The following is a 19,060-nucleotide window of genomic DNA, read 5'->3' on the forward strand; positions in this document are numbered from 1 at the left end:
TTATTGTGATTTTGGCAAAAGTGGTGGGATAACCGGAATGATGAATTGTCCAGAGTGCGGCCAGGCAGCCCATACAAGAAGCAGTTTTCAGGTCTCAGCAACAACCAAAGAGCGTTACAACCAGTGCAAAAATATCAACTGCGGTTGTACTTTTGTCACGCATGAAACATTTGTTAGGCATATCATTAAGCCTAATTTGATTTCTTCTGCGCCCCCACATCCGGGAGAGGATGGGCAAGGGCACATGAATTTTTAAAAAAGAACCCGCTTTGAAAGCGGGTTTTTTGTCGCCAGTCCAAAAGCCTGTCGCCATTTTGCCGCCATTGGAAAAGAAAAAGGGGCTACGTTTTCACGTAACCCCTTGTTTTATTTGGTGGAGCTGGCGGGAGTTGAACCCGCGTCCGAAATTTCTACATCCTCGGTACTACATGCTTAGTTTGTCTTTACATTCGCACGCCAGCTGCGGACAGACACGCCACTAACGAACTAGCCTGATTAGTTTTAACGCTTCAACCCCAGGCAGGGCTTCCACGCGATCTCTTTTGGGTTTGACCTCTCTTTGATCCCCGTCTTAAGAGCGGAAGCTAGGGAGAGAGGGCTCTTAGCAGGTTATTAAGCTGCTAAAGCGTAGTTTTCGTCGTTTGCGACTATTTTTTTGCGGCTTTTTACGAGGCAAACCGCCCCTCGGCATGCACCTTGGGTTTCGCAAATCCCGTCGAATCCAGAATCAGCCCCAATAGTGTTGAACTAAGTATACCAGATTTCACTTCCTGGATACCAGCCCGAAACGCTAACTTATTGAATAGTACAATAAGTGTGCAGAATCAACGTCCTGCGTTTTTCATGATGCGCGCTTTGTCGAGCTGCCACTCGCGCTCTTTCAGGTCAGTACGTTTGTCGTGCTGTTTTTTACCTTTCGCCACGCCAATTTTCACTTTGCACCAGGCATTTTTCCAGTACATAGAGAGCGCAACAACGGTAAAGCCTTCACGGTTGATACGCCCGTAAAGGGATTCCAGCTCACGCTTGTTCAGCAGCAGTTTACGCGTGCGCGTTGGGTCGCATACGTAGTGTGAAGAGGCGACGGTAAGCGGCGTAAAGTTCGCACCGAACAGGAAAGCTTCGCCGTCTTTCAGGATCACGTAGCTGTCGCCAATGTTCGCTTTACCCGCGCGCAGCGATTTTACTTCCCAGCCCTGCAGCGCAAGGCCTGCTTCGAATTCTTCTTCAATGAAATACTCGTGGCGAGCACGCTTGTTTTGCGCAATGGTCGCCGAGCCTGGTTTATGTGCTTTTTTCTTCGTCATAAGTGTCGTAAAGCCGTCGGTAATCTGATTTCAAAAAGTCACCTCATTGCGTCCTGTGAGGTCTAACGCGCTATCTTAGCACGAGATGAGGCTTAGCGTTTTTTTAACAGGTGATAAATGTTATTATTTGTCCGTTGTGTGACCATGGAAAATGCTATGCCTCAGATTAGCCGTACTGCGCTTGTGCCTTACAGCGCGGAACAAATGTATCAGTTAGTGAACGACGTTCAGTCTTATCCAGAGTTTATTCCGGGATGTACCGGAAGCCGCGTTCTGGAGTCCGGCCCGACGCAGATGACGGCGGCGGTAGATGTCTCCAAAGCGGGGATCAGCAAGACGTTCACCACCCGCAATACGCTGACCAGCAATCAGAGTATTTTGATGCATCTGGTGGATGGTCCGTTTAAGACCCTGATGGGCGGCTGGAAGTTTACGCCGCTTAGCGCTGATGCCTGCCGCATTGAGTTCCAGCTGGATTTCGAGTTTACCAATAAGCTGATTGAACTGGCGTTTGGCCGCATCTTTAAAGAGCTGGCGTCTAACATGGTTCAGGCGTTCACCACCCGCGCCAAAGAGGTTTACAGTGTCGCATAAGATTGCGGTAGAAGTGGTGTACGCGCTGCCGGAGAAGCAGTATCTGCAGCGAGTGACGCTGGAAGAGGGGGCGACCGTTGAGGCAGCCATCCGCGCGTCCGGCATCCTTGAGCTTCGCAGCGATATCGACCTGGCGAAGAACAAGGTCGGGATTTATAGCCGTCCGGTGAAGCTCGGCGACGTATTGAAAGAGGGTGACCGGGTGGAGATTTATCGTCCGCTGATTGCCGACCCGAAAGAGCTGCGTCGTCAGCGTGCGGAGAAGGCCAGTAAGTAGCGCTTTCTTCCCCTCACCCTGACCCTCTATTCAAAGGGGCGAGGGAATCAACGGAAAACAAAAAAGGTGCTCATTGAGCACCTTTTTGCATTTCTGACGCCTGATTACTTGGTCAGGGCAGGCTTGTTGTCGATGTTGGTTAAGACACCGGCGCTGCTGAAGGTCAACGTCAGGGTTTGCTGGGTCACGTCTTCGTGGCCTGGCTGCTGACGGAAGACATAGAACCATGTATTTGTACCGAACGGATCGGACATCATCGGGGTTCCCAGTGCATAAGCGACCTGCTGTTGTGTCATCCCCACGCGGATTTTGGACACATCGTTAGGGGTAAGGTAGTTCCCCTGGTTGATGTCAGGACGGTAAACCACTTTCTCCAGAGTGGAACAGCCTGCGGTCAACATCAGAAGAACCGCTGCGGCAGCGGTCAGCATTTTACAACGCATAGTGATTTGATTCCTTTTCGGGCCCGAGCAGAACGCGGCTCATATGTAATATGCCGATGATAATAGACCTTGCCCCACTTTGAAACCGGTCTGGCGGCGTTTTTGTTGTTCTCTATGACTCTGAGATCCCGAAAAAGTTTATGCCGCCAGCAGTTCTTTCGCATTCGCGAGCGTATTGCGGGTGACTTCGCTACCACCGAGCAGGCGCGCCAGCTCCTGCAGACGCGCGCGTTTATCCAGCGGTTTCATGTGCGTTTCGGTCATTTCACCATCCGTCTCTTTGCTGACGATAAAGTGATGATGACCACAGCCAGCCACCTGTGGAAGGTGGGTGACGCACATCACCTGCGTTGATTCGCCTAGCTGGCGCAGCAGTTTACCCACTACCGCCGCCGTCGGGCCGCTGATGCCTACATCTACTTCATCGAAAATCAGCGCCGGGGTTTCCATTTTACGCGCGGTAATCACCTGAATCGCCAGCGCAATACGCGACAGTTCGCCGCCTGAGGCCACTTTAGAGATCGCCTGCAGCGGCTGACCCGGGTTGGTGGTGACGCGGAACTCGATGCGGTCCGCACCTTCCGCCGTCAGGTGGCTCTCTTCAAAGCGAACGTCAATACTGAATACGCCGTGCGGCATCGCCAGGGTGTGCATGCTCTCGGTGATGTGCTGGCTTAACTCCTGCGCATAGTGCTGACGAATTTCATGCAGTTTTTGCGCTGTCGCCAGCGCCTGTTCATGGTGCAGGCTCACCGCCAGAGAGAGGGTTTCCAGCGAGTCAGCCTGATCGTCAAGCTGCTGCTGCTCGTCCAGCAGAGACTGATAGTAGCCCGGCAGCTCTTCCGGCGTGACGTGGTGCTTGCGCGCCAGTGAAATCTGACGGGAGATACGCTGCTCCAGCTCAAACAGACGGTTCGGGTCGAGATCCAGACGTTCACAGTAGTGGCGCAGTTCGTCACTGGCTTCGGAGATCTGAATAGCCGCTTCTTCCAGCATATCCAGGACGCCTGAAAGCTTGCTGTCCATGCCGACCAGTTCGGTAATCAACTGGCGGACGTTATACAGCTGTCCTTGCAGGTTTACGTCTTCGCCATCCGCCAGCATGTTGAGCGCATTTTGGCTGGTTGAAAGTAAATGACCGCTGTTCGCCAGACGTTTGTACTCTTCGTCGATTTGCTCAAACTCTCCCGCCTGCGGGTTGAACTCGTTCAGCTCTTTAAGCTGGTACGCCAGCAGCTCCGCACGGGCGGCGCGCTCCTGGCTTTGCTGCTGGTGCTGAGCGAGTTCACGGCAGCTCTGGTGCCACTGGCGATAGTGTTCCGCCATAAGTTGAGTAAGCGCGTACTCACCTGCGTAGCCATCAAGAAGGGCCTTCTGCTGCTCGGGTTTAATCAACTGCTGATGCGCGTGCTGACCGTGGATCTGGATAAGCAGCTGGCCAAGCTCGCGAAGCTGGGAAAGGGGGACCGCCGTACCGTTGATAAAGCCGCGTGAGCGACCGTCGCTGCTGATGACGCGGCGGAGTAAACACTCACGTCCGTCTTCGAGCTGGTTTGCTTCCAGCCAGCGCAGGGCTGCAGGGGTGTCTTTCAGGGAAAAGCGGGCGCACAGGTCGGCACGGGTTGCGCCCCGGCGCACCATATCGCCCTCTGCGCGGCCGCCAAGGCACAAGCCGAGGGCATCAATGGCAATAGATTTACCTGCACCGGTTTCACCGGTGATTGCCGTCATGCCGCTGTGGAAGTCGATCTCAAGCTCACGAACAATGGCAAAGTTGCTGATGGTCAGTTGTGCCAGCATAATTGTTTTCCTGTATGAAAAACCATAACTGTGTTTCTATACAGTATAATCTGGTTTTTTATACAGTAAAGTACTGGATGCAAAATCAGAACAATTTTTTTGACCAGCCAAGCTTCGAGCTTAATGTGTTGAAATAGCTGTAATCTTTCGGGTGAATCAGATTCAGATGGTAATCACATCGACGAATGAGAACATCTTCACCTTCCTGGATCGGCAGCGCTATCTGGCTGTCGCAGCTGATCTCCAGGTCATTACGACGGTGAGAGAAGCGCAGACGGATCGTGCTGTCGCCGTTGATGACCAGCGGACGGGCGGAGAGCGTGTGCGGGAACATTGGCACCAGGGTAATGGCGTCCAGCGAGGGCGTCAGGATCGGGCCGCCGGCAGAAAGCGAGTAGGCGGTTGAGCCGGTCGGGGTGGAGATAATCAGTCCGTCAGAGCGCTGCGAAAAGGCAAAGATTTCGTCGATATACACTTCGAACTCAATCATGTGCGCCACTTTACCGGGGTGGAGAACCACCTCGTTGATCGCGGTGCTGATGCGCTTCTGGCAGTCCTGCTGACACACCTGCGCTTCCAGTAAAAAACGTTTTTCGCTGATGTAGTGCCCTTCCAGCACGTCGGCCAGCTGTTGCTGGGCGTTATCCGGGTCGAGATCGGTTAAAAAACCGAGGTTGCCACGGTTGATGCCAATAACCTTGATATCATAACGCGCCAGCGTGCGGGCCGCACCGAGCATGTTGCCATCGCCGCCCACCACCACGGCGAGATCCGCCTGCTGACCAATTTCTGCCAGCGTGCCGGTTTTGACGCTCTTGAGCTGCAGCTCCTGAGCAATCTGCTGCTCGACCATCACTTCATAGCCTTTGCCACACAGCCAGCGATACAACATTTCATGTGTCGTCAATGCGGTAGGGTGACGCGGATGCCCGACGATCCCAATACACCTGAAATGATTATTCATTTTCTGGAGGTCCTTGTGCCTGATGAATGATGACAATCTGTCTTGTTCCCTTGAATCCCGGAAACTGATCCCCATAATAAGCGAAGTTAGCGAGATGAATGCAGAAAAACGCGGAGAAATTCATGAGTAGTAAAGAACAGAAAACGCCTGAGGGGCAAGCCCCTGAAGAAATTATCACGGAACAGCACGATGAAGTTGAGGCTGTAGAGCCAGAAGCGTCTGCTGAGCAGGTGGACCCGCGCGATGAAAAAATTGCCAACCTGGAAGCCCAGCTGGTAGAAGCGCAAAATCGCGAACGCGATGGCGTGCTGCGTATCAAAGCGGAAATGGAAAACCTGCGTCGTCGTACCGAGCTGGACGTTGAGAAAGCGCACAAGTTTGCGCTGGAAAAATTCGTTAATGAACTGCTGCCGGTAATCGATAGCCTGGATCGTGCGCTGGAGGTGGCTGACAAAGCGAATCCGGATAACGCGCCAATGATTGAAGGTATCGAGCTGACGCTGAAGTCGATGCTGGACGTGGTGCGTAAGTTTGGCGTGGAAGTGATTGCCGATACTAATGTCCCGCTGGATCCGAACGTACACCAGGCGATCGCAATGGTGGAATCTGAAGAGATTGAAGCCGGTAAGGTGCTGGGTGTGATGCAGAAAGGGTACACCCTGAACGGCCGCACCATTCGTGCTGCAATGGTGACCGTGGCGAAAGCCAAAGCGTAATACGCTGCCTGTAGTGCCGGGTGGCGGCGTGCGCCTTACCCGGCCTACATTTTATTCGGCAATACTTTCCCGAAGTGGCGTGACGGGCAGGACTTTCACCTGCTTAATCATGTTGTCCTGCACGTCCAGGATATCAATATCATACTGTTCAATACGCACGCGCGTACCTGCCGCCGGGATCTCCTCCAGCGCTTCCAGAATCATGCCGTTCATCGTTCGCGCTTCATCTTCCGGCAAATGCCAGTTAAACGCTTTATTGATTTCACGAATGTTTGCGCTGCCGTCGATAAGCACCGAACCGTCGTTTTGGGGCGTGACTTCCTCCGCCAGGGACGGTGACATCGAGGTCGTAAAGTCCCCGACGATCTCTTCCAGAATATCTTCAACGGTGACCAACCCCTGAATGTCGCCGTATTCATCCACTACCAGGCCGACTTTCTTTTTGTTGCGCTGGAACTTCACCAGCTGCGTGCTGAGCGGGGTGCCTTCCGGCACGTAGTAAATCTCATCGGCCGCGCGCAGCATCACCTCTTTGGTGAACTCGTTTTTCTCGGTCATCAGACGATAGGCTTCGCGCACGCGCAGCATGCTGATAGCATCGTCGAGGGAATCGCGATAGAGCACGATACGCCCGTGCGGGGAGTGCGTCAGCTGTCGGACGATGGCTTTCCAGTCGTCGTTGATATCGATCCCAACGATCTCGTTACGCGGTACCATGATGTCGTCCACGCTGACCTTTTCCAGATCAAGTACCGACAACAGCATGTCCTGATTGCGCCGGGAGATCTGCGAGCGGGATTCATTCACGATGGTGCGCAACTCGTCTTTGCTGAGCGCGCTGCTGATGGTGACGTCCGCTTTGATGCCGACCATGCGCATCAGCAGGCGAGTCACCATATTCAGCAGCCAGACCAGCGGCATCATCAGGATCAACAGCGGTGACAGCAGAAAGCTGCTCGGATAGGCGACCTTCTCCGGGTAAAGCGCGGCGATGGTTTTCGGCAGCACTTCGGCAAACACCAGCACCACGAACGTCAGCACCCCGGTAGCAATCGCCACCCCAGCGTTGCCGTACAGGCGCATACCGACAATGGTGCCCAGTGCCGAGGCGAGAATGTTGACGAGGTTGTTACCGATAAGCACAAGGCTAATCAGGCGATCCGGTTTACGCAGCAGCTTTTCGACACGGCGGGCGGCACGGTTACCCTGCTTGGCGCGGTGACGTAACCGGTAGCGGTTGAGCGTCATCATGCCGGTTTCCGAGCCTGAGAAATAGGCGGAGATGACCACCATGACGATCAGCGTAACGATCAGCGTGGTGGTGGAGATGTGTTCCAGGGGGAACTCCTTTGTTACTTAGCCAGCAAATTGCTGTATGAAGCGACTGCCAAAATAGGCAAGGGTAAGAATGCCCGCGCCCGCGACGTTGAACCAGACTACGCGACGACCGCGCCAGCCTTCATGATAATGGCCCCATAACAGGACAATATAGACAAACCACGCGACGATGGAGAGTACCGCCTTATCGATATTCTCCACGCTGAACAGGTTTTTCATATAAAACAGACCGGTGCAGAGCGTCAGCGTCAGCAGGACGACGCCCACCTGGGTGATGTGGAACATCTTACGCTCAATGACCATCAGCGGCGGCATTTCGTGATTGAAGGCCAGCTTTTTGTTCTTCAACTGGTAGTCAATCCAGGCGAGCTGCATCGCATAGAGCGCGGCAATGATCAGCGTCGCGTAGGCAAACAGCGACAGGCCAATGTGCACCAGCATCCCCGGCGTGGCTTCCAGATGGGTGATGAACTCGTTGGGCATAAACGTGGCTAACGCCAGATTGATCAGCGCGAAGGCATAAACAATCGGCAGCAGCAGCCAGCCGCGGTTTTTGGACGCAACAATGGTCATCACCGTACAAATCATCAGGCTGACCAGTGAGCCGACATTCAATACGCTCAGGTTTTGCACGCTGCCGTCGCCGGGAATAATGCGGGATTCCAGCGCAAAAGCGTGGCTTATCAGTGCTATCACCGCCGAAAGAACAGCCATGCGCCGCCAGCCGCTGTTTTTTTGCAGCAGGCCGGGAATGATCAGCGCGAGGCTGACAGAGTAGGCAACAAGGGCGATCAGTGCGAAAACAGGCATATAGGCGTCGACAGTTGTCTTAATAAGAAAGATAAGCAGTATAACGTTACGTGACGCGTGCTCCAACCGTTGCATAACAACAAAGCTGCCTTCATGTTATACTCCGGCAAAATTCTGTGTATGTGTCGCTTACGCGACCCAACGTTTCTACCCCAGGCGAAAGACAATGTTTGATAATTTAACCGATCGTTTGTCGCGCACGCTGCGCAACATCAGCGGCCGCGGACGCCTCACCGAAGAGAATATCAAGGAAACGCTGCGCGAAGTGCGCATGGCGCTGCTCGAAGCAGACGTTGCGTTACCGGTCGTGCGTGATTTTATCAACCGCGTAAAAGAAAAAGCGGTTGGACATGAAGTTAACAAGAGCCTGACTCCGGGTCAGGAGTTCGTCAAAATCGTTCGTAACGAGCTGGTTTCGGCGATGGGCGAAGAGAACCAGGTGCTTAACCTGGCGGCTCAGCCTCCGGCCGTGGTGCTGATGGCGGGCCTGCAGGGTGCGGGTAAAACGACCAGCGTTGGTAAGCTGGGTAAATTCCTGCGCGAAAAGCACAAGAAAAAAGTGCTGGTGGTATCTGCGGACGTCTATCGCCCGGCGGCGATCAAACAGCTGGAAACGCTGGCAGAGCAGGTTGGCGTGGATTTCTTCCCGTCAGACGTGGCGCAGAAGCCGGTCGACATCGTTAACGCGGCGCTGAAAGAAGCGAAGCTGAAATTCTACGACGTGCTGCTGGTGGATACCGCCGGTCGTCTGCACGTCGACGAAGCGATGATGGACGAGATCAAGCAGGTGCATGCCTCTATCAACCCGGTAGAGACCCTGTTTGTTGTTGACGCCATGACCGGTCAGGATGCGGCGAATACCGCGAAAGCCTTCAACGAAGCGCTGCCGTTAACCGGCGTGGTGCTGACCAAAGTGGACGGCGACGCCCGCGGCGGTGCGGCGCTCTCCATTCGTCATATCACCGGTAAGCCAATCAAGTTCCTCGGCGTGGGTGAAAAAACCGAAGCGCTGGAGCCGTTCCACCCGGATCGTATTGCTTCTCGTATTCTCGGCATGGGCGACGTGCTGTCGCTGATCGAAGATATCGAGAGCAAGGTTGACCGTGCGCAGGCCGAAAAGCTGGCCAGCAAGCTGAAAAAAGGTGACGGTTTCGATCTCACCGACTTCCTTGAACAGCTGCGTCAGATGAAAAACATGGGCGGCATGGCAAGCTTAATGGGCAAACTGCCGGGCATGGGGCAGATCCCTGACAACGTAAAATCCCAGATGGATGACAAGGTGCTGGTCCGTATGGAGGCAATCATTAACTCGATGACGCTGAAAGAGCGTGCGAAGCCAGAAATCATCAAAGGTTCTCGTAAACGCCGTATCGCGGCCGGTTGCGGCATGCAGGTGCAGGACGTTAACCGCCTTCTGAAACAGTTCGACGACATGCAGCGCATGATGAAGAAAATGAAGAAAGGCGGCATGGCGAAGATGATGCGCGGCATGAAAGGGATGATGCCACCCGGTTTTCCAGGGCGTTAATCGCTTTTGAGATTGCTTTTTGCCCGAAAATGAGTAAAATTTTCGGGCTTTTAATATGACACCCGGGCTCCGTTCCTCGATGGGGCCCGGTTGTTTTATTCACACAAGAGGATGTTATGGTAACTATTCGTTTAGCTCGTCACGGCGCTAAAAAGCGTCCGTTCTACCAGGTTGTTGTGACTGACAGCCGTAATGCACGCAACGGTCGCTTCATCGAGCGCGTTGGTTTCTTCAACCCACTGGCCGCTGGCGCAGAAGAAGAAACTCGTCTGGATCTGGATCGTATCGCTCACTGGGTTGGCCAGGGCGCTACTGTTTCCGATCGCGTTGCTACGCTGATCAAAGCAGCAAACAAAGCAGCTTAATCTGTCACGGTGGTCATGATGAGCAATAAAGCACCTGTTGAACCGATCGTATTGGGAAAAATGGGTTCTTGCTACGGTATCCGTGGTTGGCTCAGAGTGTTTTCCTCCACTGAAGACGCTGATAGCATTTTTGATTACCAGCCCTGGTTTATCCAGAAAGGCGGTAAGTGGGAAGAGGTCGAGCTGGAAAGCTGGCGTCACCACAATCAGGACATCATCATCAAGCTGAAAGGCGTTGACGATCGTGATGCCGCGAATGCGCTGACTAATTGTGAAATTGTCGTGGATTCGTCGCAGTTGCCACAGCTGGAAGAGGGCGACTACTACTGGAAAGACCTTATGGGTTGCCAGGTAGTCACTACCGAAGGCTACAGCCTGGGGAAAGTCATCGATATGATGGAAACCGGGTCAAATGACGTTCTCGTCATTAAGGCAAACCTGAAAGATGCATTTGGCATCAAGGAGCGGTTGGTTCCGTTCCTCGATGGACAGGTTATCAAGAAAGTCGATCTCACTACTCAAACCATTGAAGTAGATTGGGATCCTGGTTTTTAAATTCTCCGGATAAACGGTAAAAGACGGCGCTATGTGGATTGGCATAATTAGCCTGTTTCCTGAAATGTTCCGCGCGATTACCGATTACGGGGTAACTGGCCGGGCAGTAAAGAATGGCCTGCTGAGCATCCAGAGCTGGAGTCCTCGTGACTTTACTCATGACCGGCACCGTACCGTGGACGATCGTCCTTACGGCGGCGGACCGGGGATGCTAATGATGGTGCAACCCTTACGGGACGCCATTCACACAGCAAAAGCCGCGGCAGGTGAAGGCGCAAAGGTGATTTATCTGTCACCTCAGGGACGCAAGCTTGATCAAGCGGGCGTGAGCGAACTGGCGACGAATCAAAAGCTGATTCTGGTCTGTGGGCGCTACGAAGGGATAGATGAGCGCGTAATTCAAACCGAGATTGACGAAGAATGGTCTATCGGCGATTACGTTCTCAGCGGTGGTGAGTTACCGGCAATGACGCTGATTGACTCCGTCGCCCGGTTTATTCCGGGTGTTCTGGGCCATGAAGCTTCGGCAACGGAAGATTCCTTTGCCGATGGGTTGCTGGACTGTCCACACTATACTCGTCCTGAAGTGTTAGAAGGGATGGAGGTTCCGGCAGTGTTACTGTCTGGAAACCATGCCGAGATACGTCGCTGGCGTTTGAAGCAGTCGCTGGGCCGAACCTGGCTTAGAAGACCTGAACTTCTGGAAAACCTGGCTCTGACTGAAGAGCAAGCAAAGTTGCTGGCCGAGTTCAAAACTGAACACGCGCACCAGCAGCATGAACATGATGGGAATGCGTAATACGCTCCCGAATATCAGTTTACCCAGGATAAGAGATTAAATTATGAGCAACATTATTAAGCAACTTGAACAAGAGCAGATGAAGCAGGACGTACCTTCCTTCCGTCCAGGTGACACCGTGGAAGTGAAAGTATGGGTTGTTGAAGGTTCCAAAAAACGTCTGCAGGCATTCGAGGGCGTGGTTATCGCTATTCGTAACCGCGGTCTGCACTCTGCATTCACTGTTCGTAAAATTTCCAACGGCGAAGGCGTTGAGCGTGTCTTCCAGACTCACTCTCCGGTAGTTGACAGCATTGCTGTTAAACGTCGTGGTGCTGTACGTAAAGCTAAACTGTACTACCTGCGTGAGCGTACTGGTAAGTCTGCTCGTATTAAAGAGCGTCTGAACTAAGATTCGCTTAAGCGACATCCTGTTAGAAAGGGCTGGCCGAAAGGCTGGCCCTTTTTTTATCCCATCGCACCTCTCGCATTAACCCTTTTGTCATAAATCATTTACAATGCTTGCCTCTTGAGTGGAGGGGACGTGGATAACGTACTGCATCAGCCTGACCGGAAACGCGCAGCGGCATTGACCGCGCTGTTCGCGATCCTGCTGATCGTGGTTGCGCCGCTGATCTCCGTCTCGCTGCAGAAAGACCCTATGAGCGCCATGCCGGGCATGCATCATGATATGAGCATGATGTCGATGGATGAGCATCATGGCGATATGCCTCACTCGATGCCCGTCGACCATGCGGAAGCCTGCGGCTACTGCGTGCTGTTAGCGCATGTCCCTGGCGTGATGCTGGCGCTCATCGTCCTGCTCAGCGCGGTGCTGCAGAGGCTGCGCGTTAAGCCGCCGCGTCAGGCGGTCAGCCACTGGCACTTCTTCCCCTGGCTTTACCCTGATACCCGCGCGCCGCCGCGGCAGTCTGCTTTTTCCCTTTAAAAATAAATCGATAACTTACTGCCTTAAAAAGGAAAAGTATGACTACCTGCACGCCGCGCGCGGCATGGGGAAACCTGCTGCGTCGCCTTCATTTCTACGTCGGGCTGTTTGTCGGCCCGTTTATCTTCTTCGCCGCGCTGACCGGTACGCTGTATGTGGCAACCCCGCAGCTGGAGAATGCGCTCTACCGGCACGCGCTCCACGCGGATTCCGTGGGCGAGTTGCAGCCGCTGGCGGAACAAATTGCCGTGGCGGAAAAAACCGTTGGATCAGATCTGCGTTTGCACGCCGTGCGTCCGGGGCTGGCTGAAGGCGAAACCACCCGCGTGATGTTTGCGGACCCGTCGCTTGGTCCGTCGGAACATCGGGCTATCTTTGTCGATCCGATAAGCCTGGCGGTGCTGGGGGATATGACGGTATACGGCACCAGCGGGATTTTACCGCTGCGTCAGACTATTGATTATCTGCATACGTCGCTGATGCTGGGCGATGTCGGGCGGCTCTACAGCGAGCTGGCGGCCTCGTGGATGTGGGTCGCTGCGCTCGGCGGCATTGCGCTGTGGTTTTATACCCGACCCAAACGGCGCATTAACAACCCCTTTCAGAACCGACGTCGGGTGCATGTGGCGTTAGGCTGGACGCTGCTGGGCGGAATGTTGTTATTCTCAGCAACCGGCCTGACCTGGTCTCAGTGGGCCGGGGGGAACGTTGATAAACTGCGTGCTGAGATGAACTGGCTGACGCCGCAGGTCAATACAAGGCTCTCCGGTACGCCAATGGTCATGGACGAACACGCCGAACATCGCGGTGATCATGGGGGAATGTTTATGCCGGAGATGGCAATGGATCTGACGCAGTTTGACGGCGTGCTGAGCGCTGCGCGAAAGGCAGGAATTGATGCTAACAAGCTTGAGATCCGCCCCGCCGGTCAGTCCGATCGAGCCTGGACGGTAACCGAAATCGATCGCAGCTGGCCAACGCAGGTTGATGCCGTTGCGGTTGATCCCAGTACGATGCAGGTCATTGACAGAACCCGCTTTGAGGATTTCCCGTTAATGGCAAAACTGACGCGCTGGGGCGTAGATTTCCATATGGGGATCTTATTCGGGCTGGTGAATCAGCTGCTGCTCGTTGCGTTCGGACTTGCCCTTTGCGTGCTCATTATCTGGGGGTACCGGATGTGGTGGATGCGTCGTCCGGCAAGGTCAGCTGCGAACCCGGTGCAGACGCTTTGTCAGAGCTGGCTGGCGCTTTCATTCTGGGGGAGGACGGTCACGATAGTGGTTAGTGCTCTACTGGGGCTGGCGTTACCGGTGATGGGCGCGAGTCTTGCCTTGTTTATATTTGTCGACTGGCTACGCTGGCGAGCGGCGTCAGGCGTGTCGCTCGCCGGATCCTCCGTTAAATAACCTTATGGCGTGCTGATAACCACCGCGACCCGGCGGTTTTCAGCGCGCCCTTGCGAGGTGCTGTTGCTGGCAACGGGATATTTTTTGCCTAATCCCCGCGTGGTGAGATTGCTGCGTGGGATATTTGCACCCTTTGCCCAGGTGTCTGCAACGGCATTCGCGCGTTTTAACGAGAGCGCTTCGTTATAGCTATCCTCACCATAATTATCCGTGTGACCGTCCATCCGGGCATGGTTCAGACCGGTTGCCGCCAGACGAGAGGCCATGGTCTGGATCTGTGTTTCGCTCTCCGGGCGCAGTCTTGCGTCATTTTTATCAAACAAGATTTTATCCGACAGCCCCAGGGACCAGTCGCCATTCAGTTCGTTAAAGCCGTAAGACTTCATCGCCGCAACTTGTTCTGGTGTAAATTTACCTGGCGGTGTCTGGCAGCCTGCCAGGGCCAGCGATCCAAGTAACAAGGGCGCGATATATCGCTTTAACATAGTGCATTCCTTTTTAAGTTATTGTTTTTGTACGCTGATTCTTGACCAGGTACATATTGCGGTCAGCTTGCTCCAGTAATGCTTCCACGGAGGCATTTTCCCACGCCAGAGCGAAGCCAATGCTGAGTGACAATGATGCGGTTTGCCCGTTATGCAGATCAAACGGACGGATAAACTGCTGCGACAGCGCAGCACAAATATGTTGAACTTCACGCTCAGAATGGACGCCGTAGAGCACCATGGCGAACTCGTCGCCGCCTAGGCGGTATGACTGATGACGTTTATCACCAAACTCAACCATCCTGCTGGCGACTTCGATCAGCACGCCGTCGCCTGCCGCATGTCCCCAGGTATCGTTGATGAACTTGAAGTTATCCCCATCGAGGAAAAGCAGGGCCGAGTTTGCCTTTGCCGATGAATCGTTCATCAGTGCCGCAATGCTATTACGAAACGCGGCGCGGTTAGCCAGCCCGGTTAAAGGGTCGTGCATGGCAGTACGTAGTAACTGGGCATTCTTCGCCTGGAGCTTAAGCTGCCACTCTTCCATCTCATCCAGCAGGCTGTTGAAGTCTTCGCCAAACTGGTGGAATTCTTCAATACGGCCTTCCGTCACCCGACGGGAGAAATTGCGGTTGGCGCGCACATCGTGAACGACGTCGGTAATGTTCTGCATTTCCGTAACCATGCCGTGATGCAGGGAACGTGTAATGGTGAGCGCAACGGCAGAAGCAAACAGAATGCAGCCGGTCAGGACAGCAAACGACAGCCAGATAAAGTGGCTGATAAGGCTGTCTCGTGCGGTAAGGCGAATTTCGCCGATCGCCGTGCCGTTATGCACGATCGGTTGTGCAACAGGGACAGGAAACAGCCAGCGGCTGACCAGCGCACCCAGGGTATCGGTGTTCTCTTCCGGATCCCATGACCAGTAAGCGAACCGTTTTTGGTGGGCATTGAGAACTTCCGCCACGGCAAATTGCCCCTGTTTTCCAAGGGCGGCAAGTGTTTCATTGGCTGCGAGTGAATCATTGAAAACCAACGAGGCTTCAAGGCTGTGACTCATGGTTGAGCCGGTGAGTTCAAGATTCTTTTGTGCGTATTGCTTTAATGTCACCACGGAAGCGAAGCACAGCAATAACCATATAAATGTCATTGTAATGATGACGCTTATCATGCTGATCCGGCGCAACGTTCTTTTAAACGTCGGACGCGGTGTAGAGGCGAAATCCTTATTCATGCTTTTTATTCCGTGCGAGCATTAATACATCTGGATTGACGCGTACGCCACTGCGCGTCAATGCATCCAGATTGACGGAAAACCTGACCTGGTTTTGTTCTGTTATCAGGCAAAATGCACTGCCAATAACACATTCAGGATTTTGCTCTGAGATTAATAGCAACGCTCGGCCCTGATATTGACTAATTAATTCAAGTTGTTTTGCAGGCGATTCAGCCCCGAAATAAATAGCATCGCACTTCGCGGAGAGTGCTTCCCGATCGTTACGTACAATGACAGGAGTATAAGGTAACTGGCTTTGCTCATCTTCACTGCTGAGTACTTGCGTAAAGTGAGATGAAGCATAAATACAGAGCTTAGGCTGCCCTGAGAGCGAAGGCCATCGGGTATAGCTCACAATACCGGAAACAATCGAACGTACCGATTTATCGGTATCGGTGAACGGAGCTGCCGTCGCTGGACCTGCCGTAAAGAACAGCATTATCACCAGAGTGAATCGGAACAAAGAGATCAAGAATAAATTTCTCACCAGATTCCGCCACACTGCTCTGGAAATAGTTGTTCTAAAGAGTTGTTGGCAGAATACCATTGTTTATCAACGCCGTCATTATGTCAGAAAAATCGCAAGCCAGACTTAAGCTAAATCCTACAGTTGATTATATTTGGACATTAAAAGCCAGACTCAATTAAGTCTGCTGGTACTCATACTTTCATCCATCCCTTTCTGCCATGACTCATGCAGCTTTGCGGCATTTTCGGCAGTATCACAGCTGGCAGGAAAAGATTTACCTGCTAGTCCCCATGCGTGAATAAAACCCTCTTCACACACTTTCTTCTGACCGTCAGTATAACCCCGGAGATATTCACTCCGATCGACATGGGGGTCGTTAAAACTATCGGCCAGGGTTTGATTATCTTTAACCGGCAGGCCATTCATGGCGTCTTCTTTACCTGCATCAAACCAACTCGGACTGGTCCAGTCAGGCTGGAAGGTGTAAGGATTGATCTGGCAACCTGATAAGAACAGTGACAACAGCGTGAGAGCAATTGAACGCATAGCCATTCTCCTTTTTCTTCAGCATAGCCTGGCTAAAGAAAGTCTGTGTGTAATTTAAAGTTTACGTTTTTATCGGCTGTTTTTTTCAATAAATTGGCATCTGTAAACTAAAGTGTACGTATTTTGGATTGAAATGTTTACTTTTTATGGTATGGTGGTTTCACCTCTTCGAGGAAAAACAACTATCGCAAACGAGCTTGACAGGATCGCCATCATGCAAAAAGACGCGCTGAACAACGTACATATCACTGACGAACAGGTTTTAATCACACCGGATCAGCTTAAAGCGGAATTCCCGCTGAGCATTGCGCAGGAAGCTCAAATCGAGCACTCGCGCCAGACCATTTCTGACATCATCGCTGGCCGCGATCCGCGCCTGCTGGTGGTTTGCGGTCCTTGCTCCATTCACGATCCTGAAACCGCCATTGAGTACGCTCGTCGATTTAAAGCATTAGCGGAGGAGGTCAGCGATAGCCTCTATCTCGTGATGCGCGTCTATTTTGAGAAGCCACGTACTACCGTCGGCTGGAAAGGGTTGATTAACGATCCGCACATGGATGGCTCGTTTGATGTGGAAGCAGGCCTGAAAATTGCGCGTCGCCTGCTGGTGGAACTGGTGAGCATGGGGCTGCCGCTGGCTACCGAAGCGCTGGATCCGAACAGCCCGCAGTACCTGGGCGATCTGTTCAGCTGGTCTGCCATTGGTGCGCGTACCACGGAATCACAAACCCACCGCGAGATGGCGTCTGGCCTGTCGATGCCGGTCGGTTTCAAAAACGGTACCGATGGCAGTCTGGCGACGGCGATTAACGCAATGCGCGCTGCCGCAATGCCGCACCGTTTTGTCGGTATCAACCAGGCGGGCCAGGTATGCCTGCTGCAAACGCAGGGCAACCCCGATGGCCATGTGATCCTGCGCGGCGGTAAAGCGCCAAACTACAGCCCGGCGGATGTCGCGCAGTGTGAAAAAGAGATGGAACAGGCAGGACTGCGCCCGGCGCTGATGGTAGATTGCAGTCATGGTAATTCGAATAAAGATTACCGTCGCCAGCCTGCGGTTGCGGAATCGGTGATCGCACAGATTAAAGATGGCAACCGTTCCATTATCGGTCTGATGATTGAGAGCAACATTCATGAAGGCAATCAGTCATCGGAACAACCGCGTAGCGCTATGAAGCATGGCGTCTCCGTTACGGATGCCTGCATCAGCTGGGAAACCACCGATGCGCTGCTGCGTGAGATCCACAAAGATTTGAACGGCCAGCTGGCGACGCGTCTGGCTTAAGAGGGTAGTTATGGTTGCTGAATTGACCGCATTACGCGATCAAATTGATGAAGTGGATAAGGCGCTGTTGGACCTGCTGGCGCGCCGCATGGCGCTGGTTGCCGAAGTCGGAGAGGTGAAAAGCAAATACGGCCTGCCGATTTACGTCCCGGAACGCGAAGCCTCTATGCTCGCCTCCCGCCGTAAAGAGGCACAGGCGCTGGGCGTTTCTCCGGATTTGATTGAAGACGTCCTGCGCCGCGTGATGCGCGAATCTTACTCCAGCGAAAATGACAAAGGCTTTAAAACCCTTTGTCCGTCGCTGCGCCCGGTGGTGATTGTCGGCGGCGGCGGTCAGATGGGCCGTCTGTTTGAAAAAATGCTGACGCTTTCTGGCTATCAGGTACGCATTCTGGAAAAAGAGGACTGGGGGCATGCCCCGGAACTCATGAAAGATGCCGGAATGGTTATTGTCAGCGTTCCGATCCACGTGACGGAGCAGATCATCGGGAAGCTTCCTCCTTTACCGGATGATTGCATCCTGGTGGATCTGGCTTCCGTCAAAAATGGTCCGCTGCAGGCAATGCTGGCTGCGCATACGGGCCCGGTGCTGGGTCTGCACCCGATGTTTGGCCCTGACAGCGGCAGCCTGGCGAAGCAGGTAGTCGTCTACTGTGATGGGCGTCAGCCGGAAGCATACCAGTGGTTCCTGGAACAGATTCAGGTGTGGGGTGCTCGACTGCACCGCATTAGCGCGGTTGAGCACGACCAGAACATGGCCTTCATTCAGGCCCTGCGCCACTTTGCGACCTTTGCCTATGGTCTGCATCTGGCGGAAGAGAATGTTCAGCTTGAACAGCTTCTGGCGCTCTCTTCACCTATCTATCGTCTGGAACTGGCGATGGTTGGGCGCCTTTTTGCTCAGGATCCACAGCTTTACGCGGACATTATTATGTCCTCCGAAAACAATCTGGCGCTGATCAAGCGCTACTATCAGCGCTTTGGCGAAGCGATTACGCTGCTGGAGCACGGAGACAAGCAGGCGTTTATCGACAGCTTCCGGAAGGTAGAGCACTGGTTCGGCGATTACGCCACGCGTTTCCAGAGCGAAAGCCGCACGCTGTTGCGTCAGGCAAATGACAGTCGCCAGTAATGCAATGATGTATATACTGAAAGCCAGCATTGCT

At 53.5% G+C, this 19,060-nt stretch carries 23 protein-coding genes and 1 other RNA gene; 13 read left to right on the top strand and 11 right to left on the bottom strand.

Annotated features, from left to right (window positions below; translation table 11 throughout):
• The first annotated feature begins 37 nt into the window (after positions 1-37).
• A complete protein-coding gene (locus tag KK102_RS15510) occupies positions 38-256 on the top strand; it encodes an ogr/Delta-like zinc finger family protein (protein ID WP_216357976.1) in 219 nt (72 codons plus the stop codon).
• A 115-nt stretch (positions 257-371) separates the two neighbouring features.
• Here the strand turns inward: KK102_RS15510 and ssrA are convergent.
• Both ssrA and smpB read right to left on the bottom strand, forming a co-directional pair.
• Positions 372-735: a transfer-messenger RNA gene (ssrA, locus tag KK102_RS15515) on the bottom strand.
• An 89-nt stretch (positions 736-824) separates the two neighbouring features.
• Positions 825-1,307: an SsrA-binding protein SmpB gene (gene smpB, locus KK102_RS15520; protein ID WP_006178063.1), complete on the bottom strand. Its 483-nt coding sequence runs from the start codon at positions 1,305-1,307 to the stop codon at positions 825-827.
• A gap of 156 nt (positions 1,308-1,463) precedes the next feature.
• Here smpB and KK102_RS15525 point away from each other — a divergent pair, with 156 nt between their 5' ends.
• Positions 1,464-1,901, top strand: coding sequence for a type II toxin-antitoxin system RatA family toxin (locus tag KK102_RS15525; protein ID WP_024908332.1), 438 nt, complete (start codon positions 1,464-1,466; stop codon positions 1,899-1,901).
• Positions 1,891-2,178, top strand: coding sequence for an RnfH family protein (locus KK102_RS15530; RefSeq protein WP_008502503.1), 288 nt, complete (start codon positions 1,891-1,893; stop codon positions 2,176-2,178). The genes KK102_RS15525 and KK102_RS15530 overlap by 11 nt, the downstream gene beginning before the upstream one ends.
• A gap of 104 nt (positions 2,179-2,282) precedes the next feature.
• Here KK102_RS15530 and bamE read toward each other — a convergent pair whose 3' ends face one another.
• The 3 genes from bamE to nadK form a co-directional block, all read right to left on the bottom strand.
• Positions 2,283-2,621, bottom strand: a complete 339-nt coding sequence (gene bamE, locus KK102_RS15535; RefSeq protein WP_014884883.1) for an outer membrane protein assembly factor BamE — start codon at positions 2,619-2,621, stop codon at positions 2,283-2,285.
• A 138-nt stretch (positions 2,622-2,759) separates the two neighbouring features.
• Positions 2,760-4,421, bottom strand: coding sequence for a DNA repair protein RecN (gene recN / locus KK102_RS15540; RefSeq protein WP_216357959.1), 1,662 nt, complete (start codon positions 4,419-4,421; stop codon positions 2,760-2,762).
• Between the two features lie 85 nt (positions 4,422-4,506).
• Complete coding sequence (gene nadK / locus KK102_RS15545) at positions 4,507-5,385, bottom strand: NAD(+) kinase (RefSeq protein WP_126544799.1); 879 nt, start codon at positions 5,383-5,385, stop codon at positions 4,507-4,509.
• A 122-nt stretch (positions 5,386-5,507) separates the two neighbouring features.
• Between nadK and grpE the strand changes: the two genes are divergently transcribed.
• On the top strand, positions 5,508-6,101 hold the full coding sequence (grpE, locus tag KK102_RS15550; RefSeq protein WP_148102930.1) for a nucleotide exchange factor GrpE: 594 nt from the start codon (positions 5,508-5,510) through the stop codon (positions 6,099-6,101).
• Between the two features lie 51 nt (positions 6,102-6,152).
• Here grpE and KK102_RS15555 read toward each other — a convergent pair whose 3' ends face one another.
• Both KK102_RS15555 and KK102_RS15560 read right to left on the bottom strand, forming a co-directional pair.
• On the bottom strand, positions 6,153-7,439 hold the full coding sequence (locus KK102_RS15555) for an HlyC/CorC family transporter (RefSeq protein ID WP_126544797.1): 1,287 nt from the start codon (positions 7,437-7,439) through the stop codon (positions 6,153-6,155).
• 18 nt (positions 7,440-7,457) lie between these two features.
• Positions 7,458-8,249 (bottom strand): cytochrome C assembly family protein, encoded by a 792-nt coding sequence (locus tag KK102_RS15560; protein ID WP_126544796.1) that lies wholly within the window; start codon positions 8,247-8,249, stop codon positions 7,458-7,460.
• Positions 8,250-8,415: 166 nt separating this feature from the next.
• On the opposite strand from KK102_RS15560, the gene ffh reads away from it, so the two are divergent.
• From ffh to KK102_RS15595, 7 genes are all read left to right on the top strand, one after another.
• On the top strand, positions 8,416-9,777 hold the full coding sequence (gene ffh, locus KK102_RS15565) for a signal recognition particle protein (RefSeq protein WP_003863132.1): 1,362 nt from the start codon (positions 8,416-8,418) through the stop codon (positions 9,775-9,777).
• Between the two features lie 116 nt (positions 9,778-9,893).
• Positions 9,894-10,142: a 30S ribosomal protein S16 gene (gene rpsP, locus KK102_RS15570; protein WP_003863133.1), complete on the top strand. Its 249-nt coding sequence runs from the start codon at positions 9,894-9,896 to the stop codon at positions 10,140-10,142.
• A gap of 15 nt (positions 10,143-10,157) precedes the next feature.
• On the top strand, positions 10,158-10,697 hold the full coding sequence (rimM, locus tag KK102_RS15575) for a ribosome maturation factor RimM (RefSeq protein ID WP_029741020.1): 540 nt from the start codon (positions 10,158-10,160) through the stop codon (positions 10,695-10,697).
• A gap of 31 nt (positions 10,698-10,728) precedes the next feature.
• On the top strand, positions 10,729-11,496 hold the full coding sequence (gene trmD, locus KK102_RS15580; protein ID WP_014832949.1) for a tRNA (guanosine(37)-N1)-methyltransferase TrmD: 768 nt from the start codon (positions 10,729-10,731) through the stop codon (positions 11,494-11,496).
• A gap of 43 nt (positions 11,497-11,539) precedes the next feature.
• A complete protein-coding gene (gene rplS / locus KK102_RS15585; protein WP_002914145.1) occupies positions 11,540-11,887 on the top strand; it encodes a 50S ribosomal protein L19 in 348 nt (115 codons plus the stop codon).
• A gap of 132 nt (positions 11,888-12,019) precedes the next feature.
• Positions 12,020-12,424 (top strand): DUF2946 domain-containing protein, encoded by a 405-nt coding sequence (locus KK102_RS15590; protein ID WP_126544794.1) that lies wholly within the window; start codon positions 12,020-12,022, stop codon positions 12,422-12,424.
• Between the two features lie 38 nt (positions 12,425-12,462).
• Complete coding sequence (locus KK102_RS15595) at positions 12,463-13,833, top strand: PepSY-associated TM helix domain-containing protein (protein WP_216357960.1); 1,371 nt, start codon at positions 12,463-12,465, stop codon at positions 13,831-13,833.
• A gap of 2 nt (positions 13,834-13,835) precedes the next feature.
• Here KK102_RS15595 and KK102_RS15600 read toward each other — a convergent pair whose 3' ends face one another.
• The 4 genes from KK102_RS15600 to KK102_RS15615 all read right to left on the bottom strand — a co-directional run bounded on the left by KK102_RS15600 (position 13,836) and on the right by KK102_RS15615 (position 16,609).
• Positions 13,836-14,318, bottom strand: a complete 483-nt coding sequence (locus KK102_RS15600; protein WP_108416517.1) for an OmpA family protein — start codon at positions 14,316-14,318, stop codon at positions 13,836-13,838.
• Positions 14,319-14,331: 13 nt separating this feature from the next.
• A complete protein-coding gene (dgcN, locus tag KK102_RS15605; protein WP_126544792.1) occupies positions 14,332-15,552 on the bottom strand; it encodes a diguanylate cyclase DgcN/YfiN in 1,221 nt (406 codons plus the stop codon).
• Entirely contained in the window at positions 15,545-16,081 is a 537-nt protein-coding gene (gene yfiR, locus KK102_RS15610) for a regulatory sequestration protein YfiR (RefSeq protein WP_420842099.1), read from the bottom strand. The genes dgcN and yfiR overlap by 8 nt, the downstream gene beginning before the upstream one ends.
• 153 nt (positions 16,082-16,234) lie before the next feature.
• The gene (locus KK102_RS15615) at positions 16,235-16,609 is read right to left on the bottom strand and encodes a DUF2799 domain-containing protein (RefSeq protein WP_089600696.1); all 375 of its coding nucleotides are present in this window, start codon (positions 16,607-16,609) and stop codon (positions 16,235-16,237) included.
• Between the two features lie 214 nt (positions 16,610-16,823).
• On the opposite strand from KK102_RS15615, the gene aroF reads away from it, so the two are divergent.
• Both aroF and tyrA read left to right on the top strand, forming a co-directional pair.
• Positions 16,824-17,894, top strand: coding sequence for a 3-deoxy-7-phosphoheptulonate synthase AroF (gene aroF / locus KK102_RS15620; protein ID WP_010434135.1), 1,071 nt, complete (start codon positions 16,824-16,826; stop codon positions 17,892-17,894).
• A gap of 10 nt (positions 17,895-17,904) precedes the next feature.
• Positions 17,905-19,026, top strand: coding sequence for a bifunctional chorismate mutase/prephenate dehydrogenase (gene tyrA, locus KK102_RS15625; RefSeq protein WP_126544790.1), 1,122 nt, complete (start codon positions 17,905-17,907; stop codon positions 19,024-19,026).
• Positions 19,027-19,060 lie beyond the last annotated feature (34 nt).

The organism is Enterobacter quasimori, from assembly GCF_018597345.1.
GTDB lineage: Bacteria > Pseudomonadota > Gammaproteobacteria > Enterobacterales > Enterobacteriaceae > Enterobacter > Enterobacter mori.

Coding starts and splice junctions, on each gene's coding strand:
- KK102_RS15510 (WP_216357976.1), top strand. CDS start 38: ATGATGAATTGTCCAGAGTGCGGCCAGGCAGCCCATACAAGAAGCAGT.
- smpB (WP_006178063.1), bottom strand. CDS start 1,307: ATGACGAAGAAAAAAGCACATAAACCAGGCTCGGCGACCATTGCGCAA.
- KK102_RS15525 (WP_024908332.1), top strand. CDS start 1,464: ATGCCTCAGATTAGCCGTACTGCGCTTGTGCCTTACAGCGCGGAACAA.
- bamE (WP_014884883.1), bottom strand. CDS start 2,621: ATGCGTTGTAAAATGCTGACCGCTGCCGCAGCGGTTCTTCTGATGTTG.
- recN (WP_216357959.1), bottom strand. CDS start 4,421: ATGCTGGCACAACTGACCATCAGCAACTTTGCCATTGTTCGTGAGCTT.
- nadK (WP_126544799.1), bottom strand. CDS start 5,385: ATGAATAATCATTTCAGGTGTATTGGGATCGTCGGGCATCCGCGTCAC.
- grpE (WP_148102930.1), top strand. CDS start 5,508: ATGAGTAGTAAAGAACAGAAAACGCCTGAGGGGCAAGCCCCTGAAGAA.
- KK102_RS15560 (WP_126544796.1), bottom strand. CDS start 8,249: ATGCCTGTTTTCGCACTGATCGCCCTTGTTGCCTACTCTGTCAGCCTC.
- ffh (WP_003863132.1), top strand. CDS start 8,416: ATGTTTGATAATTTAACCGATCGTTTGTCGCGCACGCTGCGCAACATC.
- rpsP (WP_003863133.1), top strand. CDS start 9,894: ATGGTAACTATTCGTTTAGCTCGTCACGGCGCTAAAAAGCGTCCGTTC.
- rimM (WP_029741020.1), top strand. CDS start 10,158: ATGATGAGCAATAAAGCACCTGTTGAACCGATCGTATTGGGAAAAATG.
- trmD (WP_014832949.1), top strand. CDS start 10,729: ATGTGGATTGGCATAATTAGCCTGTTTCCTGAAATGTTCCGCGCGATT.
- rplS (WP_002914145.1), top strand. CDS start 11,540: ATGAGCAACATTATTAAGCAACTTGAACAAGAGCAGATGAAGCAGGAC.
- KK102_RS15595 (WP_216357960.1), top strand. CDS start 12,463: ATGACTACCTGCACGCCGCGCGCGGCATGGGGAAACCTGCTGCGTCGC.
- KK102_RS15600 (WP_108416517.1), bottom strand. CDS start 14,318: ATGTTAAAGCGATATATCGCGCCCTTGTTACTTGGATCGCTGGCCCTG.
- dgcN (WP_126544792.1), bottom strand. CDS start 15,552: ATGAATAAGGATTTCGCCTCTACACCGCGTCCGACGTTTAAAAGAACG.
- KK102_RS15615 (WP_089600696.1), bottom strand. CDS start 16,609: ATGCGTTCAATTGCTCTCACGCTGTTGTCACTGTTCTTATCAGGTTGC.
- aroF (WP_010434135.1), top strand. CDS start 16,824: ATGCAAAAAGACGCGCTGAACAACGTACATATCACTGACGAACAGGTT.
- tyrA (WP_126544790.1), top strand. CDS start 17,905: ATGGTTGCTGAATTGACCGCATTACGCGATCAAATTGATGAAGTGGAT.